Source organism: Mycolicibacterium brumae, assembly GCF_025215495.1.
GTDB classification, from domain to species: Bacteria; Actinomycetota; Actinomycetes; order Mycobacteriales; family Mycobacteriaceae; genus Mycobacterium; species Mycobacterium brumae.
The window spans coordinates 86,073-105,144 of the sequence record NZ_CP104302.1 but is presented as its reverse complement, the minus strand read 5'-3'; the positions used below and the strand labels follow the sequence as shown (position 1 = coordinate 105,144).

At 69.8% G+C, this 19,072-nt stretch carries 8 protein-coding genes and 1 pseudogene; 2 read left to right on the top strand and 7 right to left on the bottom strand.

Annotation, left to right across the window (positions count from 1 at the left end; translation table 11 throughout):
* Positions 1 to 41 precede the first annotated feature (41 nt).
* A complete protein-coding gene (locus L2Z93_RS00485) occupies positions 42 to 3,323 on the top strand; it encodes an arabinosyltransferase domain-containing protein (RefSeq protein WP_090587324.1) in 3,282 nt (1,093 codons plus the stop codon).
* Entirely contained in the window at positions 3,320 to 6,547 is a 3,228-nt protein-coding gene (locus L2Z93_RS00480; RefSeq protein WP_090587236.1) for an arabinosyltransferase domain-containing protein, read from the top strand. Before L2Z93_RS00485 ends, L2Z93_RS00480 begins: the two co-directional genes overlap by 4 nt.
* Before the next feature lie 158 nt (positions 6,548 to 6,705).
* Here L2Z93_RS00480 and L2Z93_RS00475 read toward each other — a convergent pair whose 3' ends face one another.
* The 7 genes and pseudogenes from L2Z93_RS00475 to culp6 form a co-directional block, all read right to left on the bottom strand.
* Entirely contained in the window at positions 6,706 to 7,278 is a 573-nt protein-coding gene (locus tag L2Z93_RS00475) for a hypothetical protein (RefSeq protein WP_090587239.1), read from the bottom strand.
* A 290-nt stretch (positions 7,279 to 7,568) separates the two neighbouring features.
* A complete protein-coding gene (locus tag L2Z93_RS00470) occupies positions 7,569 to 7,796 on the bottom strand; it encodes a hypothetical protein (protein WP_090587242.1) in 228 nt (75 codons plus the stop codon).
* 129 nt (positions 7,797 to 7,925) lie between these two features.
* Positions 7,926 to 8,743, bottom strand: a pseudogene (locus L2Z93_RS00465) (serine/threonine-protein kinase); the annotation flags it as partial.
* 6 nt (positions 8,744 to 8,749) lie between these two features.
* Entirely contained in the window at positions 8,750 to 10,327 is a 1,578-nt protein-coding gene (locus L2Z93_RS00460) for an acyl-CoA carboxylase subunit beta (RefSeq protein ID WP_090587245.1), read from the bottom strand.
* Positions 10,309 to 15,885: a polyketide synthase Pks13 gene (gene pks13, locus L2Z93_RS00455; protein WP_162561880.1), complete on the bottom strand. Its 5,577-nt coding sequence runs from the start codon at positions 15,883 to 15,885 to the stop codon at positions 10,309 to 10,311. Before pks13 ends, L2Z93_RS00460 begins: the two co-directional genes overlap by 19 nt.
* Before the next feature lie 54 nt (positions 15,886 to 15,939).
* The gene (gene fadD32 / locus L2Z93_RS00450; protein WP_090587248.1) at positions 15,940 to 17,832 is read right to left on the bottom strand and encodes a long-chain-fatty-acid--AMP ligase FadD32; all 1,893 of its coding nucleotides are present in this window, start codon (positions 17,830 to 17,832) and stop codon (positions 15,940 to 15,942) included.
* 204 nt (positions 17,833 to 18,036) lie between these two features.
* A complete protein-coding gene (culp6, locus tag L2Z93_RS00445; protein ID WP_090587251.1) occupies positions 18,037 to 19,053 on the bottom strand; it encodes a carboxylesterase Culp6 in 1,017 nt (338 codons plus the stop codon).
* Between the last annotated feature and the right edge of the window lie 19 nt (positions 19,054 to 19,072).

Below are 19,072 nucleotides of genomic sequence, written 5' to 3'. Positions count from 1 at the left end.
CCACCCGGACCGACGAGCCGTCCAGTTCCGCGAAGACGTCGTTGGGCGACCTCAAAACCGCCCGACTGATCGCCCTGTTCGCCGGGATCGCCGGTGTGCTGCTGTGCGCGCTGGCGCCGCTGCTGCCGGTCAAGCAGACCACCGCCGCCATCAACTGGCCCCAGGGCGTCGGCGCCGACGGCTTCGTTCAGGACGTCACCGCCCCGCTGGTCTCCGGCGCCCCGCAGAACCTCTTCGTCAGCGTGCCGTGCGCCGCGGTGGCCACCCTGCCCGACGACGGCGGCTTGGTGCTCTCCACCATCCCGCCCGCGGGCATCGACGCGGGCCGCAACGGCCTGTTCATCCGCGCCAACGCCGACGTGGTGACGGTGGCCATCCGCGACACCATCACCGCCTTCGCCCCGCGTGATCAGGTCGAGTCCGGGGCCTGTCAAGAGATCCGGGTGTGGGCCGACCCGGGCGCCGTCGGCGCGGACTTCGTCGGCATCCCGGACGCCACGGGAACCGTCACCGTCGACAAGAAACCGCAGGTCGCCGGGATCTTCAGCGACCTGAAAACGGGCCCCCAACCGGGACTGTCAGCACGAGTCGACGTCGACACCCGCTTCATCACCTCCCCCACGCTGCTCAAGCTGGCCGCGATGACGCTCGGCGTGCTGTGCGTGATCGCCTCCATCCTCGGCCTGGCGATGATCGACAAAGCGACCGGCCGCAAACCCGCGCACGCCTGGCGGCGCCTGATCAAGGTGTCCCCGTCGACCTGGCTGGCCGATCTCGGCGTGATCGGCACGCTTGGGTTGTGGCACGTCATCGGCGCGACGTCTGCCGACGACGGCTACAACACCACCATCGCCCGGATCTCCGGTGAGGCCGGCTACACCGCGAACTACTACCGCTACTTCGGGGCCACCGAGGCCCCGTTCGACTGGTACCAGTCGCTGCTGGCCCAGTTCGCGCAGATCAGCACCCAGGGGATATGGCTGCGGCTGCCGGCCACCCTCGCCGGGGTCGGCGCCTGGCTGCTGCTGAGCCGGTTCGTCATCCCACGGCTCGGAAGACGCCTCGCCGACAGCCCGATCACGGTGTGGACCGGCGCGGCGGTGTTCCTGGCCGCCTGGCTGCCGTTCAACAACGGCCTGCGCCCGGAGCCGCTGATCGCGTTCGGCGTGCTGGCGGTGTGGGCGCTGGTGGAGAACGCCATCGCGACCCGCCGGTTGTGGCCGGCCGCCGTGGCGATCGTGCTGGCGGTGTTCAGCGCGACCACCGCCCCGCAGGGCCTGGCGGCGCTGGCCCCCCTGCTGGTCGGAGCCCGCGCGCTGGCCGGCATCATCCGCGCCCGCCGCGCCGAAGCCGGTCTGCTGCCGCAGCTGGCGCCGCTGGCCGCCGCGCTGTCGCTGGTCTTCGTGGTGATCTTCCGGGACCAGACGCTGGCCACCGTCGCCGAGTCCGCGCGGATCAAGTACAAGATCGGCCCGACGATCGCCTGGTACCAGGACTTCCTGCGCTACTACTTCCTGACCGTCGAGGAGAGCAACGACGGCACCATGACCCGGCGCTTCGCGGTGCTGCTGATGCTGCTGTGCCTGTTCGGCATGCTCGCGGTGATGCTGCGCCGCGGCCACGTGCCGGGCGCGGCGAACGGCCCGCTGTGGCGGCTGGTCGGAACGACGGTTGTCGGGCTGCTGCTGCTGACCTTCACGCCCACCAAGTGGGCGGTGCAGTTCGGGGTGTTCGCCGGGCTGGCCGGCGCACTCGGCGCGGTGACGGCGTTCGCGTTCGCCAGGGTCGGGCTGCACAGCCGACGCAATCTGGCGCTCTACATCACCGCGCTGCTGTTCGTGCTGGCCTGGGCCACCTCTGGCATCAACGGCTGGTTCTACACCAACAACTACGGCGTGCCGTGGTTCGACAAGCAGCCGGTGCTGGCCGGGCATCCGGTGACGACGATGTTCCTGGTCGCCGCGATCGCGACCGGCCTGCTGACCGCCTGGCTGCACTTCCGGATGGACTACGCCGGGCACACCGAGGTGGCCAACACCCGCCGCAACCGGCTGCTGGCGTCGACCCCGATGCTGATCGTGGCGGTGCTGCTGGTGCTGCTGGAGATCGGCTCGCTCGGCAAGGGCTTCGCGCAGCGCTACCCCGTCTACACCACCGGCAGCATGAACGTCGGCGCGCTGACCGGCGCGAAGTCCTGCGGGATGGCCGACGACGTGCTGGTCGAGGCCGACGTCAACGCCGGCATGCTCACCCCCGTCCCGGGCCAGCGTTTCGGCGCGGACGGCCCGCTGGGCGGCGAGGACCCCGTCGGCTTCACCCCCAACGGCGTCAACGAAACCCTGGAGCCGGCCGAACCCGTCGTCGGCAACCCGGGCACCGTGAACTCCGACGGCCCGCCGGACAAGCCGAACGTGGGCAACGCCTACGCGGCCGGCACCGGCGGCGGATTCGGGCCCGAGGGCGTCAACGGGTCGACGGTGTTCCTGCCGTTCGGGCTGAACCCGGACACCACCCCGGTGATGGGCTCCTACGGGGAGAACAGCACCGCCGCCGAGGCCACCTCGGTCTGGTACCAGCTGCCCGATCCCAGCCCGGACCGACCGCTGGTGACCGTCGCCGCCGCGGGCGCCATCTGGTCCTACGACGAGGAGGGCGCGTTCAACTACGGCCAGGGCCTCAAGCTGCAGTACGGCCGGACGCTGCCCGACGGCGGCTTCGAGCCGCTGCCCGCCAGCCCGGCCGCGATGAAGCCCGACGCGCAGGGCCGGGTTCAGCCGATCGACGTCATCCCGCAGAAGGCGTGGCGCAACCTGCGCTTCCCGATGTCGTGGGCGCCGCCGGAGGCCAACGTGGTGCGGATCGTCGCCGACGACCCGAACTTGAGCGAGGACCAGTGGTTCGCGTTCACCCCGCCGCGCTCCCCGATCCTGACCACCGCGCAGGACTACCTCGGCTCGGACACCCCGGTGCTGCAGGACATCGCCACCGCGGCGAACTTCCCCTGCCAGCGCCCGGCCGGCCAGCAGCTGGGCATCGCGGAGTTGCCGGACTACCGGATCCTGCCGAACTTCAAGCAGATCGTGGTGTCGAGCAACCAGTGGCAGTCCGCCCGCGCGGGTGGCCCGTTCCTCTATATCCAGGCGCTGCTGTCCACCGAGACGGTCCCGACCTATCTGCGTGACGACTGGTATCGGGACTGGGGCTCCATCGAGCGCTTCATCCGCGTGATCCCCTCCGACGACGCGCCCGACGCCGTCGTCGACACCGGCGTCCAGCGCGTATTCGGCTGGTATCGCCCCGGACCGATCAGGGCCCTGCCATGACCACTACCGTGACCCCGCCGCCCGCCGCAGCACCGCCGGCGCCCGACGCCGGTCGGGAGGTGACCATCGCTCGCTGGGTGGCCTCGGTCGCCGGCCTGCTCGGCTTCGTGCTCGCGCTGTCCATCCCGATGCTGCCGGTGGTGCAGACCACCGCGGTGCTGAACTGGCCGCAGGGCGGGCAGCTCGGCGACGTCACCGCGCCGCTGATCTCTCAGGCGCCGGTGTCGCTGGAGGCGTCCATCCCGTGCCAGGTGATGCGAGACATGCCGCCGTCGGGCGGACTGGTGCTGGGTACCGCGCCGGCCAAGGGCAAGCAGGCCGCGCTCAACGCGCTGCTGGTGAACGTGACCAGCACCCGCGTCGACGTCACCGACCGCAACGTCGTGGTGGCCAGCGTGCCGCGCTCCCGGGTGTTCAACGCCGCCTGTGAGCGCCTGGACATCGTGTCCACCGAGGCCGGCACATTCGCCACCTTCGTCGGGCTCACCGACAAGGACGGCAACGAGCTGACCAGTGGGTTCGCCGACCCGAACCTGCGTCCCGCCATCGTCGGGGTGTTCACCGACCTGGTCGGCCCTGCCCCGCCGGGGCTGAGCTTCTCGGCGACCATCGACACCCGGTTCACCAGCTCGCCGAGCGTGTTGAAGCTGACGGCGATCGTGTTGGCGATCGCCTCGACGGTGATCGCGCTGCTGGCGTTGTGGCGCCTCGAGCGCACCGACGGGCACCGCGCGCAGAAGCTGATCCCGGGCCGCTGGCGGAACTTCACCCGCGTCGACGCGGTGGTGATCAGCGCATTCCTGATCTGGTACGTCGCCGGCGCGAACTCCAGCGACGACGGCTACATCCTGGGCATGGCGCGGGTGGCCGAGCACGCCGGTTACATGTCGAACTATTTCCGCTGGTTCGGCAGCCCGGAGGACCCGTTCGGCTGGTACTACAACCTGCTGGCGCTGATGACGCACGTCAGCGACGCGAGCCTGTGGATCCGGCTGCCGGATCTGGTGTGCTCGATGATCTGTTGGCTGCTGCTATCGCGGGAGGTTCTGCCCCGGCTCGGGCCCGCGGTGTCCTCGTCGCGCCCGGCGCTGTGGGCGGCGGGCATGGTGCTGCTGGCGGCGTGGATGCCGTTCAACAACGGCCTGCGCCCGGAGGGCCAGATCGCCACCGGCGCGCTGGTCACCTACGTGCTGGTGGAACGGGCGATCGGCTCGTCGAGGTTGACGACGGCGGCGCTGGCGATCATCACCGCCGCATTCACCCTCGGCATCCAGCCGACCGGTTTGATCGCCGTGGCCGCGCTGGTCGCCGGCGGCCGGCCGATCATCCGCATCCTGGTCCACAAACGCCGTCGGTTCGGGCTGTGGCCGTTGCTGGCGCCGCTGCTGGCCGCGGGCACCGTGATCCTGGCGGTGGTGTTCTCCGACCAGACCCTTGCGACGGTGCTGGAGGCCACCCGGATCCGCACCGACATCGGGCCCAGCCAGGAGTGGTACACCGAGAACCTGCGCTACTACTACCTGATCCTGCAGACCGTCGACGGCTCGATCTCTCGGCGATTCGGGTTCATGATCACCGCGTTGTGCCTGTTCACGTCGATGTTCATCATGCTGCGCCGCCACCGCGTGCCCGGCGTGGCGCGCGACCCGGTGTGGCGGCTGATGGGCGTCATCTTCGCGACCATCTTCTTCCTGATGTTCACCCCCACCAAGTGGGTGCACCACATGGGGTTGTTCGCGGCGGTGGGCGCGGCGATGGCCGCGGTGGCCACCGTGCTGGTGTCGGCGAAGGTGCTGCGCTCGCCGCGCAACCGGATGGCGTTCCTGTCGGCGCTGATGTTCGTGATGGCGCTGTGCTGGGCGTCCACCAACGGCTGGTGGTACGTGTCCACCTACGGGGTGCCGTTCAACGGCGCCGTCCCGGCCATCGGCGGCGTCACCGTCAGCACCATGTTCTTCGCGGCGTTCGCGGTCACCGCACTGTGGGCGTTCTATCTGCACTTCGCTCCGCGTTCGGCGGGTGAGACCCGCGCGGTGCGGGTGCTGACCGCCGCCCCGATCCCGGTGATGGCCGGCTTCATGGTGGTGGTGTTCATCGCCTCGATGCTGATCGGCGCGGTGCGCCAGTACCCGACCTATTCCAACGCCTGGGCGAATCTGCGGGCGATCGCCGGCGGCTGCGGCATGGCCGACGACGTTCTGGTCGAGCCGGACCCGAATCAAGGCTTCCTCACCCCGGTCGGCGGCGGCTTCGGCAAGCTCGGCGCTTTGGGCGGGGATAAGCCCGTCGGCTTCACCCCGAACGGGGTGCCGGAGAAGATCGTCGCCGAGTCGATCCGGCTGAACAACCCGAAGCCGGGCACCGACTACGACTGGGATCAGCCGGTCAAGCTGAAGACCCCGGGCGTCAATGGCTCGACGGTGCCGCTGCCCTACGGCCTGGATCCCGCGCGGGTGCCGGTGGCCGGCAGCTACACCGACGGCCCCCAGCAGACCTCGGTGCTGACCTCGGCCTGGTACTCGCTGCCGGCCCGCGATGACGCGCACCCGCTGGTGGTTGTGACCGCCGCGGGCACCATCACCGGTGACAGCGTGGCCGACGGCCACACCGAGGCCCAGGACGTGGAGCTGGAGTACGGCGTCGCCGGTCCCGACGGCGCGCCGGTCCCGACCGGCCGGCTGACCCCGTATGACGTCGGCCCGACCCCGTCGTGGCGCAACCTGCGCTACCCGCGCGCCTCGATCCCCGACGACGCGACGTTCGTGCGGATCGTGGCCAACGACCGGTCGCTGAGCCAGGGCGACTGGGTGGCGGTGACCCCGCCGCGGGTGCCCGAGCTGCGCAGCGTGCAGGAGTACGTCGGCTCGGAGCAGCCGGTGCTGATGGACTGGGCGGTCGGGCTGGTGTTCCCGTGCCAGCAGCCGATGCTGCACGCCAACGGCGTCACCGACATCCCGAAGTTCCGGATCTCGCCGGACTACTTCGCCAAGCTGCAGTCGACCGACACCTGGCAGGACGGCATGAACGGCGGACTGCTGGGCATCACCGACCTGCTGCTGCGGGCGCATGTGATGGCGGCGTACCTGTCGCGGGACTGGGGCCAGGACTGGGGCACCATCCACCGGTTCGAGACGGTGGTGGACGCTCCGCCGGCCGAGATCTCGCTGGGCACGGCGACGCGCAGTGGGTTGTGGAAGCCAGGTGAGATCCGGATCAAGCCGTAGGGCGTACCGAACCGAGCGCTCGCTGCGCCACGCACCCGCGACCGCTCGGTTACGTACAACGGTGCGCGTACCCAGCCCAGCGTTCACGGCGCCATCCACCCGCGACCGCTCGCTTACGTACGGCAGGGCGGGCGCCCAAGCGGCTTCGGGGGCTGAGCTCAGCCCAGACGGACGACCGTCGGCGGCGCCGGCGCGGGTCCGTCCCAGATCTGGGCGACCGGCGCGGGCATGGACTCGTAGCTGGAGGCGCCTTTGCTCTTGTCCTTGCCGGCCCCGGAGATCAGCCCGATGACGATCACCACCAGCATCAGCATGGCGATCAGGCAGAACAGCCCGATCGGGATCCACAACCACCACCGGCGCGGCGGTCGGTATTCCGGCGCCACCCACACCTGCACGCTCGGGTCGTGCTGGCCGTAGTTGTCGACCCACCATTGCGAGTAGGCCTGCGCCTCGCCCGCCTGGCGGTGCAGTTCTTTGCGCTGACGGGCGTTGCCCGCCATGGTGATCGGGTTCATCACCAGTGACACCGGGCTCCACCAGCCCATCAGCGTGCACCACGTCTGCGCGTCGGACAGCTCCTGCATGCAGTGGTTGTACGGAGCGTTGACGGTGACGGACCGGCTGTGCCAGAGGATCATCGCGCCGGTGTGCTTGGTGGCCTTGATCTGGAATACCGGCACATCGGCCGGTCGCGCCGGAATCTGTTGCGGCGCGGGAGGAACGGTCATGGCCAAATCGCAAAGCGGCGCCGACGCGCTTCAACGCACCGATTCAGCCAGCAGGGTCAGCGCAGGCCCCTAGCGTTCGGCCCTGGCCAGCTCGCGGACGTCGTCAGGAATCGGGTCGCCGGTCTGCTCGCTGGCGGCGACGGCCACCTTGGCGGCGGCGATGCGCACAGCGCGGCTATACCCCCGGGCCTTGCCCTCCGGGGCTCCTCCGACTGGCTAGGTGCGCTCATCGTCGTCCTCCTGACTGAGCTCGGCCATCGCGACTTCCCCCGAGGCTTGACGATGGATGCCTACGCCGAAGCGCGCTCGTCCAGCAGCCGCGAGAACCCCTTGGCGCGGAGGCTGTACTCCATCGCGGGCACGGGGTCGTTGGTTCGAAGCCACTGAGCAATGCCCGCAGCCTGCGCGTCGAACGGGGCATCGGAAAGTTGCAGTTTCCGCAGCAATGCGGCGACGGAACTCGTCACAGTGGAGCCGCGCGGAACGAGGCGGATATCCTCGTCGTCCCACCTACTCATCGCTCACCTCCACTTCGAGTACAGGGATAGTGTACGACGCATCGGCGCCGACGACGTAGAGCACGAGCTCTGGAGACAGCAGAAGTTCCTGCTGGTAAGCGTCCTCCGGACGACCAGCGCTTGCCCACCGATGGCAGAAGCAGCGGCTCGCGCCAGCTCCCCCGCGCTGGAATACCGCTGAACTGGGTCCTTCGCGAGCCCGCGCGAGCTCACCTCGTCGAACGCCGCCAGCTCCGGGCGCGCGTGCGACACCCGCGGGATCGGCGAATTGATTTGCGCGCCAATCAAAGTCGGCGTGTCTGCGGCACCCGCATACGGTTGCGTACCGGTCAGGCACTCGTACAAAACACAGGCCAGCGCGTAGACGTCGCCGCGGTGATCCGCGGTGTCCGGGGCGATGAAGCGTTCCGGCGCGAGATAGGCCACCGTCGAGATGGTCGACCCCGCGCTGGTCAGCCGGGTGTCGCTGGCCGCGTTGGCCAGCCCGAAATCGACCAGGCAGGCGAAGTCGTCGTCGGCCAGCAGGATATTGGCAGGTTTGACATCGCGGTGCACCAATTCCGCGGCGTGCGCGGCGTCCAGCGCCGAAGCGATCTGCCGGACGATCCACACCGCTCGGCCCGGATCCAATGCCCCTCACCCTGAAGCACCGAAGCCAGGTCGCGACCCCGGATCAGCCGCATGTCGATATAGAGCCGGCCGTCGATCTCCCCGTAGGAGTGGATCGGCACCACATGCGGCTCGTGCAGACGGCCGGCAGTGCTGGCCTCGCGGAACAGTCGCTTGCCGAACACCGGGTCCGCCGAGCAGGCCGGGGACATCAGTTTGAGCGCGACCAAGCGCCCCTTCTCGGTGTCCTCGGCCTCGTACACCTCGCCGAACCCACCGGGCCCCAGCAACCGGATCAACCGGTACGGCCCGACTCGCGAGCCCTCCCCCAGAGCCACGCCGGTTTAGATCGGGGTCAACCCGTGGGTGCGGTTCACCCGGTGGTACTGCTGCTTGTCGCGCAGCAGGTTCAGCGACTGGCGCAGCAGCAGCCGGGTCTCGTGCGGCTGGATGACCGCGTCGATGAACCCGCGCTCGGCGGCGATCCACGGGGTGGCCATGTTGAGGTTGTAGCCCTCGATGAAGTCGGCGCGGATCTTCTGCACCTCCGGCGCGGTCGGATCCGGGAACCGCTTCACCAGCAGCTGGGCCGCGCCCTCGGCGCCGATCACCGCGATGCGGGCGGTCGGCCAGGCGAAGTTCAGGTCCGCCGACAGCTGCTTGGAGCCCATCACCGCGTACGCGCCGCCGTAGGACTTGCGGATGGTGATGGTCACCTTCGGGACGTCGGCCTCGACGACGGCGTTGAGGAACCGGCCGCCGCGCTTGATGATGCCGCCCTTCTCCTGCTCCACGCCGGGCAGGAAGCCGGGGGTGTCCACCACGAACACCAGCGGCAGGTGGAAGCTGTCGCAGAACCGGACGAAGCCGGCGGCCTTGTCGGAGGCCTCGTTGTCGATGGCGCCGGACATGTACATCGGCTGGTTGGCGATGATGCCGACCGGCCGGCCGTCGACCCGGGCGAAGGCGGTGAGCATGGCCTGCCCGCGCTGCTCGGCGACCTGGAACACGTCGCCGTCGTCGAAGATCCGCAGCAGGATCTCCATCATGTCGTAGGCCTGGTTGTCGGAGTCCGGGACGATGGTGTCCAGCTCCATGTCGTGCGAGGTGAGCTCGGGCTCCAGGCCCGGGTTGATCAGCGGGGCGTCGTCGAAGATGTTCGACGGCAGGAAGCTCAGGTAGTCGCGCACGTACTGGAACGCGGCGGCCTCGTCCTCGACGACCTGGTGAATGTTGCCGTAGCGGGCCTGGGCGTCGGCGCCGCCCAGTTCGTCCAGCGACACGTCTTCGCCGGTGACGTCCTTGATGACGTCCGGGCCGGTGACGAACATGTAGCCCTGATCGCGGACGGCGACCACCAGGTCGGTCTGGATCGGCGAGTACACCGCGCCGCCGGCGCACTTGCCCAGGATGATCGAGATCTCCGGGACCATGCCGCGCAGCATCTCGTGCCGGCGGCCGAGCTCGGCGTACCAGGCGAGCGAGGTGACGGCGTCCTGGATGCGGGCGCCGCCGGAGTCGTTGATGCCGATCATCGGGCAGCCGACCATGGCAGCCCACTCCATCAGCTTGGCGACCTTGCGGCCGAACATCTCGCCGACGGTGCCCTGGAACACCGTCTGGTCGTGGCTGAACACCGCGACCGGGCGGCCGTCGATCTGGCCGTGGCCGGTGACCACGCCATCGCCGAGCAGCGCGTTTGGGTCACCCGGGGTCTTGCACAGCGCGCCGATCTCCAGGAACGTGCCGGGATCCAGCAGCGCGTGGATGCGCTCGCGGGCGCTCGGGATGCCCTTCTTCGCGCGCTTGGCGATGGCCTTCTCGCCGGCCGGTTCCTTGGCCAGCTCCAGGCGCTCGCGCAGCTCGGCGAGCTTGGCGGCGGTGGTGTGCGGCGCCCCTTCGGTCACTTGGCTGCCTTCCATTCGTTCTGCACGCGGTTGACGGTCTGGCTCATGTGCGCGCCGACCTTGGCGATGATCGGCTCGTCGATGGCCTGGATGTGCTCCCCACCAATCTGCACCACCTCGAGATCGGTGGCGAAGGCGCCCCAACCGCCGTCGGGCGCGCGGGTGCCGTAGGCGGGTTCGAAGGTGATGGCGTCGTCGTGGTAGCGGTCGGCCATGTACAGGGTGACGTGCCCGTCGTACGGCTTCGGCTTGACCACGTCGAGTGCCCGCTGGTCCAGGTACGACGTGCGCTGGTGCTCGATGATGCCGCCCGGGATGTGCACCCCGGACTCGCGGACCGCGTCCAGCACGAACTGCACCTGCCCGGCGTCGTCGCGCTTCTCCAGCTCCTCGTACGGGATCTCCGGGATCGTCACGTTGAACGTCTTCTCGGCGAACTTCGCGTAGCGGTCCCAGCGCGCCCGGACGGCTTCGGAGGTGGTCTCGATCGGGGTGCCCGGGAAGACCGTGTCGATAAGGCCGACGAACTCGACGTCAGCGCCGGCTTCCTTGAGCGCCAGCCCGCAGGCGTAGGACAGCGCCCCGCCCAGGGACCAGCCGGCCAGCAGGAACGGCTTGCCCTTCTTGCCGTCGGTCCAGCCGTTGAGCTCCAGCAGCTTCGGCGCGTACTGCGCGGCCCGCTCCTCGATGGTGCCCTCGACGCGCTCCAGCCCAATCATCGGCGTGTCCTCCGGCAGCCGGTTCAGCAGCGGCTCGTAGACGACGGTGGAGCCGCCGGCGGCGTGGAACACGAACACGGGCACCTGATCGTCCTGCGGCGCGCGGATGGTCCGGACGAAGCCGTCGAGCTCACCGGCCTCCAGGAACTCGCGCACCGTGGTGGCCAGGTCCTCGATGGTCTCGGCCTTGCGGACGTCGTCGACGGTGATGGCGCCCTCGGCGCGTTCGCTCAACCGCTGCGCGAGCTTCTCGGCCTGCGCGTCGTCCAGGGTGGGCAGCGGGTTGAAGATGCCGCCCGGGCTCTTGCCGGTGGCGATCGCCCAGGTGGCGAAGGTGAGCCGCTCGGCGGCGTCCCGGGGCGGGACGTCGGCGTTCAGCGCGGCGGCGACGGCCTCCTGGTTGAGCGCCGCGGCGGCCGCGGCCAGGTTCGGGTTGGCCGGGTCGGCCGGCGTGGCGGCCGCACCGCCGGACGGACCGGACGGACCGGACGGGTCGCTCGGCGGGGGCGGCAGCGGAGCCCCGCCGGGGCCCGACGGAGCAGCGCCTGATTTGTCGGGCTCGTCCGCTCCGCGCTCCGCAGGCTCCGCGCTCACTCCCTCGCCCTCCGAAGGCGGCGGAGGCAGATCCGGGTGGGTGTTGGCGGCCTCGGCCGCAGACACGTTCAGCTCGGCGGCCTCCAGCGGCTGGCCCCCGGCGGCTGCGGCATCGAGTGAGGCCAGCCGTTCCTTCATCTCGGCGGCCGTGGTGGCCCCGCCGAGCAGCTCGGCCTGCGCCTTTGCGACTTCCTCGGCGCTGGCGGTCTGCTGGAACTGGTGCAGCTGGCCGAGCTCCTCGCGGTGCTCGATCGCGTAGACGATCAGCTGCTCGACGTCGTTGACATTGGCGTCGCGGACCGCCTGCAGCTGGATCGGGGGCAGGTCGAAGTCGTACTCCACCCGGTTCTTGATCCGGACCGCCATCAGCGAGTCCAGGCCCAGTTCGATCAGCGGCACCTCGCGCGGCAGATCCTCGGGTTCGTACCCCATCGCCGATCCGACGATGGTGCCCAGCCGGTGCCCGACAGTCTCCCCGGACTCCGGGGTCCACTTGGCGAACCCGGCGCCGACGCCGGCGCCCTGGGTCAGGTGGTCGTGCAGGATCTCGGCGTCGGGATCCTCGTCCTCGACGACGGCGACCTCGGTGACGGCCGACGCCCCGGCGGCGGTCGGCAGCGCCTCGGCGGTGACCGCCACGGCGGCGGCCACCGGCAACGCGGCTGCGGCCCCGCCCCGGCTCACCACCGCGTCGTAGACCAGCGTGAACGACTCGCCGATGCGCGAGTGCACCTGCACCGTCGCGCCACCCGGGTGCCGAGTCAAGGTGGTGACCAGCCGCGAGTCCGGCGCCGGGATGGCGCGCTGCTCGTACGCGGTCACCGTGGCGTCCGAGAACACCTGCGCGGCAGCAGATTTCACCAGCGCGGCGAGTTCCTTGGCGGAAATCTCGCCCTTGGGCGCGTACTCCCAGACGTGCCTGCCGTCCGGGGTGGCGACGTGGTTGCCGGGCATCATCACCGAACTGTCGCCGGTGAAGCGGGCGTTGAGCCAGTGCGGCTTCCGGCGGAACTTCGTCGCCGGGACGTCGGCGTAGGCCGGACCGTCGGTCACCGTCGACGCGGGCGCGAACAGGGTGCGGAAGTCCAGCGGGTGGCCGTAGACGAACAGCGTCGCCATCGCCACGGTCATCGAGTCGACCTCGTCCTGCTTACGGGCCAGGGTGCCGATCAGCTGCGCGTCGGGCAGCCCGGCGGCCATGGTGGTCAGCCCGACCTGCATGAGCGCCACCGGGTTGGGGGCCAGCTCCAGGAAGGTGGTGAAGCCGGAGTCGACGGCGTTGCGGACGCCCTGGGTGAAGTAGACGCTGTGCCGCAGCCCCTTCTTCCAGTACTCCACATCGTGGATCGGGTCGGCGCTCGGGCGGATGTAGGCGCCCTCGTGCACGGTCGAGAAGTAGCCCATCTCAAGGGGTTTCGGCTCGATACCCTGCAGTTCGGCCATCAGCTCACCGAGCAGCGGATCCATCTGCTGGGTGTGGCTGGCGCCCTTGGTCTGCAGCTTGCGGGCGAACTTGCCCTCCGCTTCGCAGCGGGCGACGATGGCGTCGACCTGCTCGGGCGGGCCACCGATGACGGTCTGGGTCGGCGCGGCGTACACGCACACCTCCAGGCCCGGGAAGTCGGAGAAGACGGTTGCGATCTCCTCGGCGGAGTATTCGACCAGCGCCATCAGCCGGATGTACTCGCCGAACAGCATCGCCTCGCCCTCGCCCATCAGGTGGGCGCGCGAGCAGATGGTGCGGGTGGCGTCCTCCAGGCTCAGACCGCCGGCGAAGTAGGCCGCGGCGGCCTCGCCGAGGGACTGGCCGATCACCGCGGCCGGGGCGGCGCCGTGCGCGCGCAGCACCTCGCCGAGCCCGATCTGCAGCGCGAAGATGACGGTCTGCACCACCTCGATCGGGTAGTCCAGCGTCGCATCGGTGTAGTCGATCGCGTCGTCCAGGATGTACTCGACGACGGAGTAGCCGCGCTCATCCTGAATCAGCGCGTCCACCTTGTTGATCCACTCGGCGAAGGTCGCATCCCGCAGGTACAGGCTCTTGCCCATCTTGCGGTGCTGGGCGCCGAATCCGGCGAACACCCAGACGGGTCCGTTGGTGACCGGCCCGTCGGCGGCCAGCACCAGCGGGCTCTGCTTGCCGTCGGCCAGGGCGCGCAGACCCTTGACGGCCTCGTCGTGATCGTGGGCCAGGATGACCGCGCGGGAGCGGCCGTGGTTGCGGCGGGACAGCGAGCGCCCGATCGCCTCCAGCGGGGTGGCGCGGCCGGCCTCGCTGTCGATCCAGTCGGCCAGCTCGGCTGCGGCGGTCCGCTTGCGGGAGGTGAGGAACGCCGAAATTGCGAGCGGCACAACGGGTTTGTGCGGGTTCTCCGCTTCGGCGGCGGCCAGCTCGGCCAGCGCCGCGTCGCGCAGCGCGATCGCTTCCGCGGTCAACTCGGGCAGTTCGTAGGCGTCGCCGTCGTTGGCGTGCTCGAGCGCCTCGTCGATGAACTCGCCGTACTCGTCCATCCGCAGCCCGCTGGAGAAGCCGGACTCCTCGGATTCGGCGGCGATGTCGATCGTCTTGTGCTCGGGCTCTGCGGGCTCGGGCTCCACCAGGTCGGAGTCCAGCAGCTCGCGGACCACCAGGTGCGCGTTGGCGCCGCCGAAGCCGAAGCCGGACACACCGGCGATCTTGTGCCCGCTGTAGCGCGGCCAGTCGCTGACTTCGTCGACGACCTTCAGCCGCTCCTTCTCGAAGTCGATGTACGGGTTGGGGCCCGCGTAGTTGATCGACGGCGGGATCTTGTCGTTGCGGATGGCCAGCGCGATCTTGGCGATGGACGCCGCGCCGGCCGCCGACTCCAGGTGTCCCACATTGGATTTCACCGCGCCCAGCAGCGCAGGCTTGTCGGCGGGGCGGCCGCGGCCGATGACTCGGCCCAGCGCGTCGGCCTCAATCGGATCGCCGAGGATGGTGCCGGTGCCGTGCGCCTCGATCAGGTCGACGGTGCGCGGGTCGACGCCGGCGTCCTTGTAGGCCTTGCGCAGCACCTCGGCCTGGGCGTCCGGGTTCGGGGCGAGCATGCCGTTGGACCGGCCGTCGTGGTTGACCGCGGAACCGGCGATGACGGCGTAGATCTCGTCGCCGTCGCGGCGGGCGTCGGCCAGCCGCTTGAGCACCACCATGCCGCCGCCCTCGGAGCGGGCGTACCCGTCGGCGTCGGAGGAGAAGGATTTGATCCGGCCGTCCGGGGCGAGCACGCCGCCGACCTCGTCGAAGCCGATGGTCACCAACGGGGTGATCAACGCGTTGACGCCGCCGGCCAGCACCACGTCGGCTTCCTTGGAGCGCAACGCCTTGACGCCCTCGTGGATGGCGACCAGCGAGGACGAACACGCGGTGTCGATGGCCATCGACGGGCCGCGGAAGTCGTAGAAGTAGGACACCCGGTTGGCGATGATGGAGCTCGCGGTGCCGGTGATGGCGTACGGGTGGGTGGCGGTCGGGTCGGCGACCGACAGGAAGCTGTAGTCGTTGGTGGACGAGCCGACGAACACGCCGACGGCTTCGCCGCGCAGCGCCGAGGCGGGAATCCTGGCGTCCTCCAAGGCTTCCCAGGTCAGCTCCAGCGCCATCCGCTGCTGCGGGTCGATGTTGTCGGCTTCCATCTTCGACAGCGCGAAGAACTCGGCGTCGAAGCCCTTGATGTCACTCAGGTAGCCGCCGCGGGTGCGGGCGCGGGCCACCCGCTCGGCGATGCGGGGCTCGTCGAGGAATTCCTCCCACCGGCCCTCGGGCAGGTCGGTGATGGCGTCGCGGCCCTCGAGCAGCGCGGCCCAGGTCTCGTCGGGGGTGTTCATATCCCCGGGGAACCGGGTGGACAGCCCGACGATCGCGATGTCGGCGGTGGCGGGGTCGATGTCGGCGGGACGGGACCAGTCCGCGTCGTCGTCGGCGCCTTCGGGTTCCGGCTCGCCCTCGACGATGACCTGCGCCAGCGCCTCGATGGTGGGGTGCCGGAAGGCGACGGTGGCGGTCAGGGTGACGCCGGTGAGGTCTTCGATGTCGCTGGCCATGGACACCGCGTCGCGCGAGGACAGGCCGAGTTCGACCATCGGCGCGGACTCATTGATGCCGTCGGCCGGCTGACCGGTGGCGTTGGCCACCCAGTTGCGCAGCCATTCCCGCATCTCCGGGACGGACATTTCGGTTCGCTGGGTCGGCGTCGACGACGCCGCCTCGACCGCGTCGTTGGTGGCGTTGTCTTCAGACATCAGCTCTCTTACCTCTTCTGGCTTCACTCGCCGCGCTACCGGGGCGGTGGTGGTTCAGTCCGTCTCGTCGGGGAAGGCGTTGGCGACGCGACCCTCGCGCAGCGACCCGTCCAGGTAGGCCGCGCGGCAGGCGCGCCGGCCGATCTTTCCGCTGGAGGTGCGCGGGATCGCTCCGGCCGGGGTCAGCAGCACGTCGCGCACGGTGACGCCGTGGCGCACCGCGATGGCGGCCCGGATGTCGTCGGCGATCGGCTGCGGTTCCAGCTTGTGCGCGCCGGCGGCCCGCTCAGCCACGATCACCAGCTGCTCGGAGCTGTCATCCGGGTCGCGGTGCAGGCCGGAGTGCGTGTCCTCGAACACCGCGTCGGGCAGCTGGTTGGCCGGCACCGAGAAGGCCGCGACGTACCCGACCCGCAGCGCCCGGTTGGCTTCCTGCGCGGAGTACTCCAGGTCCTGCGGGTAGTGGTTGCGGCCGTCGACGATCACCAGGTCCTTGACGCGGCCGGTGATGAACAGCTCGCCGTTGTGGTACGCGCCGTAGTCGCCGGTGCGGACCCAGGTGGCGTCTTCGGCGTTTCCTTCGGCGTGCGACGGGGTGGTGCGCGACTTGAGGATGTTCTGGAAGGTTTCCTTGGTCTCCTCCGGCTTGCCCCAGTAGCCGGTGCCCATGTTCTTGCCGCTGATCCAGATCTCGCCGATCTCGCCATCGGGCAGTTCGGTGGCGCTGTCGTTGTCGACGATGACGGCCCACTCGTCGAGGCCGACCTTGCCGGCGCCGGCCTGGGCGACCGCCTTGGGCGAGTCGTCGGGGACCTCGACGAATTTGCCGGTGTTCAGCTCATCGCGGTCCACCGAGATGATGGTCGGCTCGTCGCTGCTCGGGGTGGTGGACACGAACAGGGTCGCCTCGGCCAGGCCGTAGGACGGCTTGATCGCCTTGGGCGGGAAGCCGAACGGGCCGAACGCCTCGTTGAACCGGCGCACGGTGGCCGCCGAGATCGGCTCGGAGCCGTTCAGCACGGCCTTGACGTTGGACATGTCCAGCGGCGCGGAACCCTCCTTCGGCACGCCGCGCGCGGCGGCGTGGTCGAACGCGAAGTTCGGCGCGACGGAGATGGTGCCGCCGGTGTCTCCGGGTTTGCGGGCCAGCTCGCGGATCCAGCGCTCCGGGCGGCGGACGAACGCGGCCGGGGTCATGAAGGTGAAGTTGTAGCCGATCATCGGCGACAGCAGCGCGGTGATCAGGCCCATGTCGTGGAAGAACGGCAGCCAGGACAGGCCGCGGTCGCCTTCCTCGCCTTCCAGGGCCTCGACCACCTGCAGCACGTTGGTGGCCAGGTTCAGGTGGGTGATCTGCACGCCGGTGGGGATGCGGGTGGACCCGGAGGTGTACTGCAGGTAGGCGATGGTGGTCTCGTCGGGCCGCTCCGGCTCGACCCAGGTGGCGGCGACCTCGTCGGGGATGGCGTCGACGGCGATGACGCGCGGACGCTCCTTGGCGGGCCGGGTGCGGAAGAACTTGCGCACGCCCTCGGCGGCCTCGGTGGTGGTCAGGATCGCCGACGGCTTGCAGTCGTCGATGACGGCGTGCAGCCGGCCGACGTGGCCGGGCTCGGACGGGTCGAACAGCGGCACCGAGATGCGGCCGCCGTACAGGCCGCCGAAGAACGCGACCAGGTAGTCCAGGTTCTGCGGGCAGAGGATGGCGACGCGGTCGCCAGGTTCGGTGACCTGCTGGAGCCGGGCGGCCACCGCCTTGTTGCGGGCGCTGAACTTGGCCCAGGTCAGGTCCTTGGCGACGCCGTCGCGCTCGACGGAGAAATCCAGGAAGCGGTAGGCGAGCTCGTCGCCGCGGAGCTCGGCCCACTTCTCGACGTGCTCGACGATGCTGGCGCCTTCGGGGAACTCGATTCGCCCATCAATGACGAAGGGGTTTTCGAAGGGCATACGTCACTCCTGTCAGCGCTCCATTGGGCGGCACAGTCTCACGATCGTACAGACCCTTAGACTCGCCGACGCCATCTTACTGTCCTCTTAATGTTACGAGTCGGTAGGGCCCGGTCCAAATCCCCGCGCCCCTGGTGAGACAGCCGTCATAACACCGTTACTTCAGTGATCAGCCGTGCTCGATCGGCTGACTCCGGTTCGTCATCAGCCGTGCGGCGGGTGCGGCGCGTTCTCCAAGACGTTGCGGGCCCAGGCCTCGGTCCACTGGGTGGCGGTCTGACCGTCGAGCACCCAGTACTGCGGCGTGGCGTACATGGCGTGCACCGGCTGGCCCGCCCCACCGGCGAGGGTGTCCAGGGTGGCCGGCAGGTTGGCGATATTGAACGCGCCGGTCGGGGCGTCGCAGATCAGATCGCCCTCGGCGCAGATGGTGTTCACCCGGTCATTGAGCACGCCGAACCCGCCGTCGCGCGGGCCGGTCATCTTCAGACCGAGAGAGTCCAACAGCGGCACCTCGGCGAGGGTGATCTCCGCGCCCTGGCCGGTCGGGTTGGGCCCGATGTGGTTGCCCTCGCCGTCCATCCGGCGGCCGTCGGCGATCACCGTCACCCCGAGCACCAGGTCCTCGTCGACCGGGCCGCGGCCATTGCCGACGTCGCTGGCGATATCACCGGCGATCACCGCGCCCTGGGAGAACCCGATCAGCACGTAGCTGGTCAACGGGCACTTCTCGTTCATGTCCTTCATCACCTGGACGGTGGCGCGGGTGCCCTCGGAACGGCTGTCGTTGTAGGACATCTGCTTGTCGGCGGCGAACGGGTTATGGAACTGCGCGGTGTAGGGGATGGTGTAGACCTGCGCGCGGCTGGCGTCGAAGGAGCCGGCCAGCGCCCGGGTGGTCGGCAGCAGCAGCGCCAGCGGGAACTTGCCCGGGTTGAACGGGTCCTCGTCACGCGAGGACTCCCAGGTGCCGGGGATGACGATCAGCTGCGTGTCCGGGCAGTCCGCGGACTGGAACTCCGGGCGCGGCTTCTTCCCGGGCGTGGTCGGCGTCGTGGTGATGACGCCGTCGGGCGGCGGGGTGACCGGCGATTCCGGCCGCCGGATGACGACCACCACGATGGTCACCACCAGCGCGACGGCGACGGCGACAGCGCCGGCGGCGATCAGGCCGAGGATCAGGTGCCGCTTGCGCCGATCCGCGCTCTTGGTCGATGGCATGGATTAAAGGTACCGGGCG